This is a genomic window from Sulfitobacter aquimarinus, assembly GCF_040149565.1.
GTDB lineage: Bacteria > Pseudomonadota > Alphaproteobacteria > Rhodobacterales > Rhodobacteraceae > Sulfitobacter > Sulfitobacter aquimarinus.
This window is the reverse complement of record NZ_JBEFLO010000003.1, coordinates 301,420-316,500: the sequence shown is the minus strand read 5'-3', so window position 1 is coordinate 316,500 and position 15,081 is coordinate 301,420. Positions and strand designations below refer to the sequence as shown.

9 protein-coding genes are annotated in these 15,081 nt (G+C 62.3%); 3 read left to right on the top strand and 6 right to left on the bottom strand.

The genetic code is table 11. The annotated features are described in order from the left end of the window. Positions 1 to 6 precede the first annotated feature (6 nt). Positions 7 to 435 (top strand): GNAT family N-acetyltransferase, encoded by a 429-nt coding sequence (locus ABMC88_RS08560; RefSeq protein ID WP_349576446.1) that lies wholly within the window; start codon positions 7 to 9, stop codon positions 433 to 435. Here the strand turns inward: ABMC88_RS08560 and ABMC88_RS08555 are convergent. Genes ABMC88_RS08555 through ABMC88_RS08545 form a run of 3 tightly spaced genes read right to left on the bottom strand, consistent with a single transcriptional unit; the run spans position 432 to position 8,810 of the window. Continuing rightward, positions 432 to 1,343, bottom strand: coding sequence for an AEC family transporter (locus tag ABMC88_RS08555; protein ID WP_349576445.1), 912 nt, complete (start codon positions 1,341 to 1,343; stop codon positions 432 to 434). The two genes, ABMC88_RS08560 and ABMC88_RS08555, sit on opposite strands and share 4 nt — an antisense overlap. 28 nt (positions 1,344 to 1,371) lie before the next feature. Next, positions 1,372 to 3,402 (bottom strand): penicillin-binding protein 1C, encoded by a 2,031-nt coding sequence (gene pbpC / locus ABMC88_RS08550; protein ID WP_349576444.1) that lies wholly within the window; start codon positions 3,400 to 3,402, stop codon positions 1,372 to 1,374. Then, a complete protein-coding gene (locus ABMC88_RS08545; protein ID WP_349576443.1) occupies positions 3,399 to 8,810 on the bottom strand; it encodes an alpha-2-macroglobulin family protein in 5,412 nt (1,803 codons plus the stop codon). Before ABMC88_RS08545 ends, pbpC begins: the two co-directional genes overlap by 4 nt. A 135-nt stretch (positions 8,811 to 8,945) precedes the next feature. Between ABMC88_RS08545 and ABMC88_RS08540 the strand changes: the two genes are divergently transcribed. Then, entirely contained in the window at positions 8,946 to 11,156 is a 2,211-nt protein-coding gene (locus tag ABMC88_RS08540; protein ID WP_349576442.1) for a response regulator, read from the top strand. On the opposite strand, the gene yaaA is transcribed toward ABMC88_RS08540, so the two are convergent. The 3 genes from yaaA to ABMC88_RS08525 all read right to left on the bottom strand — a co-directional run bounded on the left by yaaA (position 11,141) and on the right by ABMC88_RS08525 (position 14,354). Further along, positions 11,141 to 11,920, bottom strand: coding sequence for a peroxide stress protein YaaA (yaaA, locus tag ABMC88_RS08535; protein WP_349576441.1), 780 nt, complete (start codon positions 11,918 to 11,920; stop codon positions 11,141 to 11,143). The two genes, ABMC88_RS08540 and yaaA, sit on opposite strands and share 16 nt — an antisense overlap. A gap of 29 nt (positions 11,921 to 11,949) precedes the next feature. Then, positions 11,950 to 13,995, bottom strand: a complete 2,046-nt coding sequence (recQ, locus tag ABMC88_RS08530; RefSeq protein WP_349576440.1) for a DNA helicase RecQ — start codon at positions 13,993 to 13,995, stop codon at positions 11,950 to 11,952. A gap of 71 nt (positions 13,996 to 14,066) precedes the next feature. Further along, entirely contained in the window at positions 14,067 to 14,354 is a 288-nt protein-coding gene (locus tag ABMC88_RS08525) for a YggT family protein (protein ID WP_349576439.1), read from the bottom strand. Between the two features lie 130 nt (positions 14,355 to 14,484). Between ABMC88_RS08525 and ABMC88_RS08520 the strand changes: the two genes are divergently transcribed. Further along, entirely contained in the window at positions 14,485 to 15,027 is a 543-nt protein-coding gene (locus ABMC88_RS08520; RefSeq protein ID WP_349576438.1) for an acyl-CoA thioesterase, read from the top strand. The last annotated feature ends 54 nt before the right edge of the window (positions 15,028 to 15,081 follow it).

Sequence of the window (15,081 nt, the reverse complement as noted above, 5' to 3'; positions counted from 1 at the left end):
CCGCCTGTGGCTGTCCGCCCGCTCACCCCTGATGATTTCGCAGCGGCGCTGCGACTGTACCGCATCCTGACCCGCGATCCCGTCCCCGTCAGCGCCGACCCTACCGCCTTCGAGGCCGTCTTGTGCCACCCGGGCACTACCGTCTTCGGGATGGAGAGTGCGGGGCAGATCGTCTCGATGCTCACGCTGCATCTGCTGCCGAACATGACCTCGGGCGGGCGGCCCTACGGCCTTATTGAAAATGTGGTGACCGACCCTGACCATCGCGGCACCGGCATGGGGCGGGCGGTGATGACGGCCTGCGTCGATCATGCCCGCACACAGGACGCCTACAAGCTGATGCTGATGACAGGAACTGCCCGTGGCGCGATAGGGTTTTATGAAAAGGTCGGGTTTTCAGGCCATGAAAAGCACGGCCTTGTGCTGCGTTTCTAAAGCAGGACGTGCGCCCAAAGCGGCAGCGCGACAAGCGATAGAACCACTTGCCACGTCAGGATATCCACATAAAGATCGGCATCCCCGCCCATCTGTTTGGCCACGATATAGCCGTTGGCCGCGGCAGGAGCTGCAAAAACCAGAACCCCCGCAAAGATCTGCACAGGCGGCAAGCCCATCCACATCCCCAAACCGACAAAGACCGATGACGCCACAACAGGGCGCATGAACGCGCCCAGACAAACGCGCCAGTCCAGACGCTGCAACCGCCGCAGACTGATCCCCGCCCCCACAGCCATCAGCCCCACGCCCAGCGCCCCACGCCCGATCATGTCCAGTGTATCCGCCACAGCCAGCGGCAGGGAAAACCCGCCGATATTGAGAGTAAGCCCAACCGCACAAGCCTGTACCAACGGGTTGCGCATCAACGTGCTCAGCACTTTTCCAACGCTGGCTTTGGATGGTCCGAAACTGGCCAAGACCACGATACAGGTGATGTTGATCATCGGGATCAGAACCGCAATGGCGACCGCCATCACGGCAAGGCCCCCGTCCAAAAACTGCTCGGCGGCGGCAAGGGCGACGAAGGCGTTCCAACGGATGCTGCCCTGAAACAGGGACGTGAACGCAGGGTTGCCCAGCTTTGTTTGCGGCAACAGGCGCAAGGCCAATGCGGCGCCCGTCAGCACCACCAATGTCCCGACCAGCGTAATGCCGAACCCGCCGAACCTCTCCAACGACAGATCCGATTGCGCGATGGCCAGCACCAGCGTGGCGGGGATCAATCCGCGAAACGACAGCGTTTCAATCGGGCTCCAGCTGCTGCGCGGGATGATGCCTGACTTGGCCAAGCCATAGCCGAACACGATGATCATCAACAGGGGAAGAATGGACAGGGCAAGAGACATGGCCGATCCACTCGCACCCGCGCAGGGATTAGTCCAGTCGAATATGCACGCTGGTGCTACGGCCTTTGGCGTCAATCACCGAAATACGGGCAAAGCCTTCATCTGTCAGCGGCAGGGTCGCCGCACGGCTGCGCAAACGCGGCAGAACGGGCAAGCCGTCCACCAGAACCGTCAGCGGCAGCGTCCCTGCATCAACGCGGATCGGCACGCCAAAGCCGCTGCGCCGCAAAACGGCACCCTCTGGCGGAAAGGCAAGCTTCGGGCTGTCGGGTACTGCGGCAAAGGCAGCATCGCGGCTGCGGAACTCTTGCAGCGGCAGGGGCAGATCCGCAGTGCCGGCGATGAGCGTACCCGCGGGTGGCGGCGACAGCGGTGTGCGCTGCGGCGCGATACGGTCAAAAGCTTCGAACAAGATCGGCGCAGCAAGGTCGCCGCCGAACGCGCCAGGTACAGGCGTGCCGTCAGGGCGGCCCAGCCAGACCCCCACCACATGACGTCCGTCAAACCCGATGGCCCACGCATCGCGGTGACCGTACGATGTCCCGGTCTTATAGGCCACCTGTCCCGCCTGCGCCGCGACGCCCTTCGGGGGTGCGATACCCGACAGGATATGGCTTAGGTGCCACGCTGCCACGGGTGAGATGATCGTGCTACGCCGCTGCGTTTGCCCGCCACGGAGGAACTGCAACGGCTGCGCCTGCCCGCCCTGCGCGATGCCTGCATAAAGCTGCACCAGATCTTCGAGCCGCAGGCCCACACCGCCCAAAGCAACAGCCAACCCCGCCGCCCCGCCAGACAGTTGCGGCCTCAGCCCTGCCCGCCGCATACCCGCCATCAGCCGCGCAGGCCCCACCGCATGGGTCAGGCGCACGGGCGGGATGTTCAGCGACAGCGTCAGCGCATCGCGCACGGTCAACATGCCCCGAAACGCTCCATCAAAATTCTGCGGTGCGTAGCCGCCGAACACCACAGGCGCGTCATTGATCAATGTGGCCGGATGCACCAGCCCTTCATCAAAGGCCAACCCGTATACCAGCGGTTTCAGCGTCGACCCGGGAGAGCGCAGCGCCGCTGTCATATCCACAAATCCCAGCGCCCCCTGCGCGTCTGAGAACGCGGGCGACCCGACATGGGCCAACACTTCCCCCGTCTGGTGATCGGCCACAACAATCGCCGCCGAGACATCCGCCTGTTGACCCATAACAGCGCGGCGGGCCAAGGCCTGCATGCGAGCCTGCAAAGTCGCATCAAGGGTCGTATCGTGGCGCAACGCAGTGGGGAAATCGCGGCGCAAACGGGCGCTCAGATGCGGGGCGAATCGTGGCAAGGCGATCATGCGGCGCGGCACATCGGGCAGCGCGTAGGACGGCACCCTGCCCAGCCGCGCCAACACGCGGGCGCGGGCAGCGCGGGCCGCCTGCGGGTGGCGATCGGGCCTGCGGCTTTCGGGCGCTTGCGGGAGGGCGATCAACAGCGCCGCCTGCGCTTCGGTCAGGCGCGCAGGTTCTTTGCCCAGCCACGTCAGGCTGGCGGCCCGCAGTCCTTCAATCGCCCCGCCATAGGGCGCGTGATGCAGATACAGCGTCAGGATCTCGCGCTTGGTCAGCTTGCGCTCCAGCGCCCACGCAAACCGCATCTGGCGCAGCTTGCCTGCCATGCTTCCCGTGCCGGAATTTTCCAGCAGACGCGCCACCTGCATCGTAAGCGTTGACCCCCCCGACACCACACGCCCGTGGCGCAACGCCTGCCCCGCCGCCCGAACGCCTGCACGCAGATCAACGCCGCTGTGACGGAAGAACCGCTTGTCCTCATAGGCAATCAGCATATCGATAAAGGTCGGATCCACAGCGCCAAGCCGCAGGGCCAGCCGCAACCGCCCATCCTCAACCGCAAAGGCCCGCAGAAGGGTCGCGTCACGGGCGCGAACCTCGACCGATACTTCGGACAGGACATCGGGCAGAACGGTCGCGTCAACCCAGAGGTCGAAGCGGTCGCGCCCAAACGCGGCCAGCCACAGACACGCCGCAGTGAGAAACAGGAAGGCCGAAAGCCGCCTCATGGCGTGACGGTCAGGCGCGTTGCGGCGGTGTTTGCGCGGTACTCAGGTCGGTACATATCGGTCACGATCGCCGCAGGGTGGTGGTATTCGCCGGGGGACACCGCACGCACGACGTAAGCCAGTTGGAACGGTTCCGACGTGGTGTGATCGACAGCAGCCAGAAAGCGGTCACTGCGGTATTCGGTGTTTTGAGTTGGCGGCTGTTTAATCCACTCCAGCCCCTTAACGGATGCACTATCCAGCAGGTTCGGATTGTCGATCTCGAACCCCGCGGGCAGCGGATCGTCAATCATAAGCCGTGCGCCCATGGCCTCGAACGGGCGCACCTCCAGCACGGTAATTAGTCGCGTGCCTGCCGCAACGGGGCCGCTGATCTGCGCGCCGTCCATTGTGAAGTGCTGTCGCGTCAGGGCATAGCCATAGCCGCCCGCCTCGGTCTTGGACTGCGGCACGCCATAGGTCGTGAGCGTGAGGTCCGTGGCAGAGGTGCCGTTATTGCGGATCACGTGTTGCGCGGGCGCGCTGTCACTCAGATGTTGCACCATGGTGCCCGTGACCGCAGCCCCGTCGACCTCAAGTGCGGTGACATCACCTGCGTCTTCCAACGCATAGGCGGCAAGTGCGATATTGGCCGCCTCCTGAGTGGAAAAGCTGCGGCCCGTGGCCCGCAGACTTTGCGCCAATGCGCCCAGATCAATCACATCGCTGCGGGCTTCGGCAGCAAGGGTCAGCACCGCGGCACGGTCCCGCAAGGCGCTGCCGAAATCGTCACGCCACGCGGTGCGATCGGGGGACGTGGTCAGCAGATCACGCGCACGGCCAAACATGCGGTCCGCGCGGGCGGGGTCTCCGTAAGCCGCCAGCGCCGCACCCAATTGCGCGGCGGCGGTGGGCGTTGCAAAGGCCGTGGCTTTGGTATCGGAATAGTACCGCAAGTCGCCCATCTGTGCGGCGCCCGAGCGGGCCAGCACCAGCAAAGCATAGGCGATGTCTTCGCCGCCTTTGTCAAAATCAGGGGCAAAGTTCACACGATTGCGCAGATTATCCATCGCCGAGGCCAGCGCACGGGGCGGCACGGTATGTCCTTGGGCCTGTGCCTGCCATAGAAAATCAGTGACATAGGCGTCCAGCCAGAGCGCGCCACTTCGCGCCCGCCAAAGCCCGAATGCGCCGTTGGATGCCTGCCGCGACAATACCTGCGCAATGGCCTGCGCAACCTTTTTGTCGATCTGCTGCGGTGAGCCGATCCCAGCCCCCCGCGCAAGATCGCCCAGATACAGCAGCGGCAGCGCGGCGGATGTCACCTGTTCGGTACAGCCGTAGGGATAGCGGTCAAGCTGGCGCAGAAGGGACGGCACGTTCAGCCGCGCCATCGGGCCAGAGCTGAGCGTGGCACTAGCCGTTCCTGCCCGCAGGCCGCTCAGCACATCAGCGTCAAAGGTAAATGTCTCGCCCGCCGCAAGGGTGAGTTGCCGCGTGATCGAGGTGACGGGGTCGTTGATACGCACAGGCAGCTGGAGCTTGCTGCGCAGCTGCACCCCATCGGGTGTAGTCAGCTGCACGGTGATTTCCGCATCGCCCACCTCGCGGGCCGTCAGATCAATGGGCAGTCGCAGGGTGGCATTTTCCGACAGGTTCACCGCCGCAGGCACCGAGCCCACGGCAATCTGCGCATCCGCAAAGATCTCCAACGCCATCTCTCCTGCCGCGCCGCTTGTGTGGGTCAGCTCGACCAACAGGCGACTGGTGTCTTGCGGCGCAAGCAGGCGCGGGGCGCTCGCCGTGATCACCACAGGGTCGCGGGCCGTGATGTCGCGGGTTGCATTGCCAACGGCTGCGTCCGTCCACGCCACTGCCATCAGACGGATGGTGCCGTTAAAGGCGGGGCGCTCCATCTCGATCACGACGCGGCCTTGGGCGTCCAGCCGCACGGGGCCGCTGAAGAACGCCATCAACGCCTCGGTCGGCGGGGCCGACTGGATTTGCGCCGAAGCCGCCGCATCCCCGCCCGACCGCGTGCGTCCTATCGCGCCCGTCATCCCGTCAATCAAACGGCCATAGACATCGCGAAGCCCCACGCCCAAACGGCGCTGGCCAAAGTAATGTGCAGCAGGATCAGGAGGCTGAAAATCGGTAAGGTTCAGGATACCCACATCCACCGCCGCAAGCGTGACATAGGCCGTATCGCCCGCCGCGATTCCCGTCACGCGAACCCCGACATCCACTTTGCCCGCCTGCCCATCGAGAGTGGGGGCGATATCCAGAACAACTTCCAACTTCTTTTCCGCAGGAGCGACAGCCGCATGCACAATCCCCAGACTGCGGGCGGGACTCAGACCCGCCTGCGCATCCATCGGGCGGATCAGGCTGGCCGTAACATAGGCGCTGCTGCCCCACTGATCGGTTACATCAAGAGGGATCACCGTCTCGCCCTGCGCCACGTTGATGCTGCGTTCTTCAATCACGCGGTTCGACAGGACCGAGATCATGGCAACGCCCGCCTGTGGCGCGATAATCCGCAGCTGCGCTGTATCGCCCACGTCATAGGTTTCACGGTCCAGCGAGAGAGCCAGATAGTCGGGCGTTTCCACCGCGCCCGTGCCGCCGTACCAACCAGAGGACAAAATCACCGACGACACCGCGTAAGGCGCTTCCAACTGCTCGACCAGCAATTCGTATCGGCCCCATTCCGTCGGAAAGCTAAGCGCGGTTGGCGTCGTGTCCAATGTCACCTCGGCCTGTGCTGTGCGGATGCGGCGGGTGATCGGCTCCCACGCCCATGACCCGCCAGCGCGGTACCATTGGTACTGCGTCTCGACACGGTTAAAGCTGTAGCGCACGGGCATTTCGCCACGGGTCGAGATCAGCGTGAACGCAGCCTCCGCCCCTTCGGACAACACCCCATCAAAGCCCTTTTTGATACCAATCATCGAAGCACTTGGTGGCAAAGCGCGGGTCAAGCGGCGCTCAACCGGGCGGCCGGAACCTTCGGCGATCCGCGCCGTTGCCGTGATCTGCAACGGCTGGCTGGGCGGTTCCGCCAGCGCGGGGATATTCAGCGCGAGTTCTACGCTGCCATGCGTATTGGTGCGCTGGGGGGTCAGGTAGGCGGTGCGGGCATCAAAGCGGGCATCATGGCGGCCAAACAGATAGCCGGGGTGCGCCTCAAGGCTGCGGGTGGCGTGCAGACGGACTTCCCCCTCGACCACCAGATCGCTGGCAGGCGCGCCGAAAAGATAGCGCGCATCGACGCGCAGCGGCGTGCGGGCGACAGGGCTGTCGGCAAGGGTCAGGTCAAATTCGATCCGGTCTGGCAGGAAATCCTCTACCAGAATGGTTTGTGTGGCCAGTGGTGTCTGCGCATCATCCGCCAGAATATCCAGCCGCCATGCCCCACGCGGCGCGTCTGCCCCGATACGAATGTCAAAGACATGGCCGCCCGCGACGCTGTCCATGCTCTGCTTGCGGGTATATTCGGCCCCGTCAGGGCGGCTGAGCCTTGCGGTGAGCGGTAGATCGGCAATCGCTTTGCCCTCCGCATCGCGGGCCAGAACGGTGGCAAAGATCACCTCTCCCACGCGGTAGGCGCCGCGGTCTGTGGTAAGGAACGTGTCAACAGCAGGCGCAGGGGCGCGGCCCTCGACCCCGCGGTCGGACAGATCAAACGCGGGGTCACGCAGCGATAGAAACGCGGCATCACCGCTGGCATCGCTTGCCATCAGCAAGGCGGGACGGTCCGTCCCTGTGCCACGGGTCAGCCCAGCGGGAAACTTTGCGCGGCCCTGCGCGTCTGTCACTACCTCACCCAGCACAGCATTGGCCTGCGAAATCAGGCTAAGCGTGACCCCGCTACGCCCCTGCGCATCGCCCAAACCGCGCACATTTACATGCAGACCGTCCACCCCCGACATCGTGCTCAGCCCCAGATCCGTCAGGATAAACCACTGCGTTGTAGCGGGGGTGTCATAGGGATCAGCGCCCTTGATCCCTGCCGTCAGCGCAAAGATGCCGGGGGCTTGCCCCTCCAATGCTTCGGCCAGCGGCAGGCGAGTCGTCATCGCGGTGTTCAGCGTATTTTGGACCTCGCCCGTGCCGCGCCAGACGTCTTGGGCGATGGTGCGGGCGAATTGGTCTTCTTCGTATTTGCCAAAGGGTTTGCCGAAATAGCTGTCTTGCATGGCACGCAGCAGGTTGCGGTCGCTGATGCGGCGCAGCTTGAGCGTGACCTCGTCGGTGTTCACCGTCTCGATCGGCAGTGCTGCATCGCCGCCACGGGGCAGGACATGGGCGCGGCCCACAAAGCGGGCCGACGGGTCGCGGTCGCGCACATAGAGCGTGAGGGTCACGTCCTTGTGCAGCACCTCGCCGCTTTGCGCGGGCAGGCCGCTGCGGAAGGTGGCCGTATAGCGGTTGCCGTGCGTTACGCCGTCGATACACAGCGAACGGCCATCCGCCTCAACGGCCAAAGTCGGATCGGACAGGCGCACAAAGGGCGCATAGTCTGCACCCGACTGGATCAGCGGTTCGGAAAACTCGGCACAGATGCGCGGGCGGGCTGCGTTATTGTCGACGCGGTTGTCGGTGATGCGAAACCCGTATTTGCCAATCGCTTTTTCCAGCGCGGCTTGCAGCTCTGCGCGCGGCTCGATCTCTGCGGCGAGCCGCAAGGGGACGATCATATCGCGACCACGGCGGTTTGCCTCTAGTGCGCGGGCAAGAAGGTCCAGCGCGTCCACCTGAGCATCGGGCGTCCCTGCCCGCAGATACGCGTTGAGCGCAGCAGGCACAGCATCGCGGCGCAATTGACGCGACAGCTTGCGCGCTGTCGGATTGTCTGGCCGCAACCCCAGCCACGCCATCAGCGCCCACAGATCACCCCGATCCGTCACGGCAATCGATGTTCCCATCCAGCGTGCGGCCGCGACCGTATCACCGCGGGCAATGGCCGTATCAAATGCAGCAAGCATATCGGAGAGCGGGACAGAAAGGCTCAGGTTGGTATCCGCGTTTGTTTGGACCAGCTTGTGCGCTGCTGTAAGATCACTCTCGGTCACAAAGGTGGCCTGCGCCAGCCGCGCCTGCGCCTGTGACCGGGCTTGTGCGGGGGTTACGATTTTACGGGCCGATTGCGCGCCCTCGAAAAATTCACTGCGCGTTACATCGGATTTGGGAAAGCACGCGTTCTTTAGCGTGTTGAACGTGAACCCCACACAGGCCGTTTGGGCATCGCAGGCCCGCGCACAAGCGCTGCGCGGCACCTCGAACAAGGGGCCAAGATCGGCGCCGTAGAAATCAACGTCTACCTCATAGACATAGCGGTGATCCGGCAGCGCCTGCTGTGCCGATGCAGGCACCAATTGCGCCATTAGCCCCATCACCACCGCGACGAAAAGATGCAAAATACGCATGTCGGAAACCCTTTTTATCAATACCTACATCGTGGCACGCACCGCGTATCGCGGGCAAGTAGGGTTATCCTTAAGACGATATTCACTGTCTTTGGCGCAAATAGCGGCTCGCACCCCAAGTCCCGCGAGGAATCCATGAGCCTACAACAAAAACTCACCGAGGAGCGGCGCGGCCGTTTGGCGGCGGAACGTATGTTGGAGCTGAAAAAAGCAGAGCTTTTTGCCGCAAATCGCAAATTGGGCCGCCATGCGCGACAGCTTAGCGACGAAATTGTGGACACCCGTGCCCAGATGGAAAGCATGGGCGCAGAGAATCGCAAGGTAAAGTCAGACCTGAACGCAGCCCACGAAAAGATCGCTGTGGTCGAACGGCGGCTTTGGCACTCGATCGAGACAATTCACGACGGGTTTGCATTTTTCGACGGCGACAACCACCTGATCATGGCCAATCAGGCCTATCTGTCTGTGTTCGACGGGCTAGAGGTGATCCAGACCGGCGTAAACTATGTCACCATCCTTCAGGCGCTCACGGATGAAGGCATCGTTGATCTGGGCGGCGTAGAGCCGACAGTATGGCGTCAACGGATGCTACAACGGTTTCAGGCGCGACAACCCGAATCGGTTGTGATCCAGCTGTGGAACGGCAGCTATATACGGATGGTTGATCAGCGCGGGCCAAGCGGCGATGTCGTCTCGCTCGGGCTCGATATTACCGCGTCGGTCAAATATGAGCGGGAGCTGGACGCCGCGAGAGAGCTGGCGGAATCTGCCAACCGCGCCAAATCCGCCTTCCTTGCCAACATGAGCCATGAGATCAGAACTCCGATGAACGGCGTCGTCGGCATGGCAGAGCTGTTGGACGATACGGTGCTGGACGAAGAGCAGCGATTGTTTGTGCAGACGATCAAAAACTCGGGTGAGGCGCTGCTGGTCATCATCAATGATGTGCTCGATTACTCCAAGATCGAGGCCGACCGCCTTGAGTTGCAGATTGATCCCTTTGATCTGGAGCGTGCCTGTCAGGAGGTGATTATGCTGCTACAGCCCATGGCCCGCGACAAGGGGCTGGAGCTGTTGCTGGACTATGATCTGTTCCTGCCAACCGAATTGCTGGGCGATGCGGGACGGGTGCGGCAGGTGCTGACCAATCTGATCGGCAACGCCATAAAATTCACCTCTGAAGGGCATGTGATGGTGCGGGTTACCGGCGTGGCAGACGCGCAAAACGGCACGGTCGCGGTACATATCGCCGTCGAGGATACAGGCATCGGCATTCCCGACCACATGACCGCCCACATCTTTGGAGAGTTCAATCAGGTCGAAAACGAGCGTAACCGCCAGTTTGACGGCACCGGCCTTGGCCTTGCGATTACACAGCGGCTGGTCAAACTGATGGGCGGCGAGATTTGGGTCACCTCCGAAGAAGGTGTCGGGTCCAACTTCTGCTTCCGTCTCGAACTGCAATCGGACGGAGAGATCGACATCACCTATCCGACGCTAAACTCTGGCTTGCGGCGCGTCATGGTGGTGGATGACAAACCCGCCCACCGCGTCATCGTGGAACGCCAATTGGCGCAGCTTCAATTACAAACAGTTGGCGTCAATAGCGTAGACGAGGCATTGGCCAAGCTGGATGACAGCATCGATCTGATCATAACCGACCACCGGCTGCCAAACGTGAATTCCCTTACCCTGCTGGAAGCGTTGGCGGCACGCGGCTCTGACGTGGCTGTCATGCTGCTCAGCTCGAACATCCTCGGCGTGAAAGACAGCCCCCTTGCCCCGCGTTTCGTCGCGAAGGCGCAAAAACCGCTGCCCCGTCGTGCCCTGTTCACCCAGCTACAAAAGATCGCGCCCCGTCCCGGGGCACAGGCGACACCCGTCTTCACGCACCAAAGAACGCTCCCTACGCCAGAGCCGCAAAACCTGCGCACAATGCGCGTGCTAGCGGCCGAGGATAACCGCACCAACCGTCTGGTCTTTTCCAAAATGGTAAAGTCGTTGAACATCACGCTGGAGTTCGCCGAGGACGGTGAAGAGGCGGTCGCCCTGTTCCAGAGCTTCAAGCCTGATCTGGTGTTCATGGACATCTCGATGCCGCGCATGGACGGCAAACAGGCCACGCAGGAAATGCGCAAGATCGAGGCGCGGATTGGCGGGCATACGCCCGTGGTGGCGATGACGGCCCATGCTTTGCCAGATGATGACAAATCAATCCTGCAAGCGGGGCTTGATCATTACCTCACCAAACCGCTGCGCCGTGCCGCGATCGAGGAACATATCCTGTTGGCGCAGCCCGCCGGCACGTTGCCTGTGGTTGCGGTTGACGCTCAGGATGCGGGGTAAGGGCGCAAGAATACCGGCGTGTCGGGTTTGGACATATCGGGCATGTAGGTGTAACCGCCGATGTCAAAGTCCAGGATACCCTCGGCCTGTGTGATGCGTTTCTGCACCATAAAGCGGGCCATCGCGCCGCGTGCTTTCTTGGCGTAAAAGCTGACGATCTTGGGGCCTTTACCGTCACCTTTATCTTCCATGAATTGCGGGGTGATCACCCGCAAATTCAGTGCTTTGAGGTCGACCGCGCCGAAATATTCCTGACTGGCGCAGTTCACCAATTCGGTCGCGCCCACAGCCGCCCCTTGGGTATTGAGCGCCTCGGACAGCGTCGTGCCCCAATAGTCATACAGGTTCTTACCCCGTGCGGTTTTCAACCTGCTGCCCATCTCCAGACGGTAGGGCTGTATCGCGTCCAGCGGGCGCAGCACACCGTAGAGGCCAGACAGAATGCGCAAATGATCTTGGGCAAACGCCATCTCGTCGGCATCAAGGCTGTCTGCCTCAAGCCCTTGATAGGTGTCTCCGGCAAAAGCCAGCGCGGCGGGGCGTGTCAGATCAGCGTCTGGCGCGTCTACATAGGTCGCGAACCGGTCGCGGTTCAGCGTGGCGAGGTTCTCGCTCAGCGACATAAGGGATTTGAGATCATTCACGCTCAGATCGCGGGCGGTGTCCACCAGCGATGCCGCATCGCTCAGAAAATCGGGCGTGGTGGTTTCCACATCACGTTCCGCCCAATCCAGCTTTTTCGCCGGTGAAATCACAACAAGCATATCCGCTCCCTATTTCGTTTGAATGGTATCTAGTCCGCGGCCCGCAGGACGTCCAGAAATGCGGCGCCAAAACGTTCGGCGCGTTTGTCGCCCAGAAGCCGCTCCATCGCGGTCGCGTCGGCATTGTGCATCTGCGCCACCTTCGCCAGCAGCGAGGCCGAACAGCTGAGCGGTTTTTCCGTACCCAGCGCACCGCGCGACAGTTCGGCCTGCACTTCCAGCAGCTGGTCGTAGACATCGCCCGCGCCGCGCCCTGCCAGTTTGCGGCGTTGCGGGTGCATGACCTCGGCCTCGCCGTTGATCACCTCAAGGAAAGCCGCGCCATAGCTTTCGAGCTTTTTGGCCCCGATCCCGCTGACCCCTGCCATCTGGTCCAGATTGGCGGGCCGCGTCTCGGCCATCTCGATCAGGGTGCGGTCGGTGAAGATGATATAGGCGGGCACGCGGGCGGCTTCGGCCAGCCCGCGCCGCTTGGCCTTGAGCGCGCTCAGCAAGGGCGCATCTTCGTCGTTTACCATCGCTTTGACAGCGGGGCGGCGGGTGCTGCCTGCGGCTTTGATCGTGTCACGGCGCAGGGTGATCTTGGCCTCATCGCGCAGGATCGGCAGGGCGGCATCGGTCATGCGCAACGCGCCATGGCGGGCGGCATCGGGACGGATCAGATCGCGGCCCATCATCTGGCGGAACACGGCCTGCCATTCGGGTTTTGAATATTCCTTGCCCACGCCGTAGGTCGGCAGGCTTTGGTGCCCGCGTTGCTTCACCTTGTCCGTTTCATTGCCCAGCAGAATGTCGATCAGATGGCCCGCGCCGAACCACTCTTCGGTGCGCAGCATCGCCGACAGCGCCTTGCGCACCGCCGTGGTGCCGTCGAACGTATCGACGGGCGTGTTGCACAGATCACAGTGGCCACAGGTCACATTGCTTTCGTCGAAATAGCCCAGCAGGGTTTTGCGCCTGCACTCCAACGCCTCGGCCAAACCCAGTAGCGCGTTCAGGCGGGCGTGATCGGCACTGCGCCGCTCTGGCGGGGCCAGCCCTTCGTCAATCTGGGTGCGGCGCAGGCGGATGTCTTCGGGGCCGAACAGGGTCAGGGTTTCGGCAGGCGCACCGTCACGGCCTGCGCGGCCGATCTCTTGGTAATAACTCTCGATGCTTTTGGGCAGGTCAGCGTGGGCGACCCAGCGGATATCGGGCTTGTCGATGCCCATGCCAAAGGCCACGGTGGCCGCGACGATCAACCCGTCCTCTTGCTGGAACCTGCGTTCGGCAATGCGGCGGTCATCGGCCTCCATCCCGCCGTGATAGTGGATCGCGGTTTGGCCCGCGTCATTCAGTGCCCGTGCGATGCCTTCGGTCTTGGCGCGTGTGCCGCAATAAACAATCCCAGATTGCCCGCGCCGTGCGCCCGCAAAGTTCAGGATCTGGTTGCGCGGAGAATTCTTGGCCGCAAAGGCCAAATGGATGTTGGGCCTGTCAAAACCACGCAAAAAAGCCGTAGGCGGCGTGCCGTCAAACAGCTTTTGAACAATCTCGGCTTGGGTTTCGGTATCTGCCGTGGCGGTGAAGGCGGCCAATGGCACGTCCAAACTGCGTTTCAGCTCTCCGATACGCAGATAGTCAGGGCGGAAGTCATGGCCCCATTGGCTCACGCAGTGCGCCTCGTCCACGGCGATCATCCGCACGCCAACGCGTTTGAGCATCCCCATGACCGATCCTGCGGCCAGCCGTTCGGGCGCCATGTACAAAAGTTTGAGCGTGCCTGCCTCCAGCCCCTCCCACACCGCATCCGTTTCTTCGGGCGTATTGCCGGAGGTCAGCGCACCCGCCCCCACGCCCACTTCCTGCAAGGCGCGGACTTGGTCGCGCATCAGCGCAATGAGGGGGGATATAACAACAGTGACGCCTTCGCGCATCAGCGCGGGAAGTTGGAAACACAAAGATTTACCGCCGCCCGTGGGCATGATCGCCAGCACGTTTTCGCCTGCGGTCACGGCCTCTACGATCTCTTCCTGACCGGGGCGGAACCCGTCAAAGCCAAAGACATCTTTAAGCAGCGACGCAGCACCAGACATAAGAGCGGACCTGTGGTTGGGAAAAGCAGCAGGCGCAGAATCCCACATCGCCCCCGCAGGGGCAAGCGGTTCTAGTAAAACAGCGCCGCGTTATTCGTCAGAACGATACGTGCAATCATCACACCGATCAGCACCACCAGCGGCGCCAGATCAAGCCCGCCCATATTCGGCAGCACTCGGCGCAGCGGACCGTAAAGCGGCTCTAGCAGACGGTTGATGCCGTACCAGATTTGCGCAACCAGCGGCTGGCGCGTGTTGAGAACCTGAAAGTTGATCAACCACGACATGACCACATGCGCGATAATGAAGAACCAGATGATGCTCAGCAAAAGCTGCAAGATCTCGTAGATTGATGCCATGACGGTGGTCCTTTTTCATTTCGCTTTTGTTGCAGATAGGCTGGCGCAGCAAAAAGGACAAGGTGCCGCAAGGTTCATGGTTGACGCAGCGTGGCCAAACGTCAATTCAGGGGCGCAGAAGGAGTGCCCCATGTTCCCGTTTATCCGCCTGATCAAAGACGTCTGGCTGGCCAGCCGCCAGCCCCGCTTTGCTACGTTTTTCGAAACGCATGTGACGCAGCACCGCTGCTGGCCGCATGATCTGGATGTGTTTCTTGAGTTGAACAACGGGCGGGCGCTGACGCTGTATGATCTGGGGCGCAGCGCGATGGCAATGCGCGTGGGATTAATTGATGTGATCCGCGCCAACGGCTGGGGCCTGACGATGGCAGGCAGTCACGTGCGGTTCCGCCGCCGCATCCGCGGGTTCGAACGGTTCGAAGTGCGCAGCCGAGCGGTCTGTTGGGACGACAAATTCATGTATCTTGAGCAATCCATGTGGAAGCGGGACGGCGAATGCGCCAGCCATGTTCTTTACCGCGCCGCCGTGACGGACAAAAAGGGTCTGGTACGCCCTGACCGAGTGCTGGCCGCTTTGGGCAAATCCGACGAGGTATCGCCCCCGATGCCCGACTGGATAAAGGAATGGACCGTGGCCGAAGACCTGCGGCCTTGGCCGCCCATGCAGGACTAATCTGTTGCGCTGACGCTGGTCGCCTGCTCTATGATACCAGACAACGGGGGAGAG

Coding starts and splice junctions, on each gene's coding strand:
- ABMC88_RS08555 (WP_349576445.1), bottom strand. CDS start 1,343: ATGTCTCTTGCCCTGTCCATTCTTCCCCTGTTGATGATCATCGTGTTC.
- pbpC (WP_349576444.1), bottom strand. CDS start 3,402: ATGAGGCGGCTTTCGGCCTTCCTGTTTCTCACTGCGGCGTGTCTGTGG.
- ABMC88_RS08545 (WP_349576443.1), bottom strand. CDS start 8,810: ATGCGTATTTTGCATCTTTTCGTCGCGGTGGTGATGGGGCTAATGGCG.
- ABMC88_RS08540 (WP_349576442.1), top strand. CDS start 8,946: ATGAGCCTACAACAAAAACTCACCGAGGAGCGGCGCGGCCGTTTGGCG.
- yaaA (WP_349576441.1), bottom strand. CDS start 11,920: ATGCTTGTTGTGATTTCACCGGCGAAAAAGCTGGATTGGGCGGAACGT.
- recQ (WP_349576440.1), bottom strand. CDS start 13,995: ATGTCTGGTGCTGCGTCGCTGCTTAAAGATGTCTTTGGCTTTGACGGG.
- ABMC88_RS08525 (WP_349576439.1), bottom strand. CDS start 14,354: ATGGCATCAATCTACGAGATCTTGCAGCTTTTGCTGAGCATCATCTGG.
- ABMC88_RS08520 (WP_349576438.1), top strand. CDS start 14,485: ATGTTCCCGTTTATCCGCCTGATCAAAGACGTCTGGCTGGCCAGCCGC.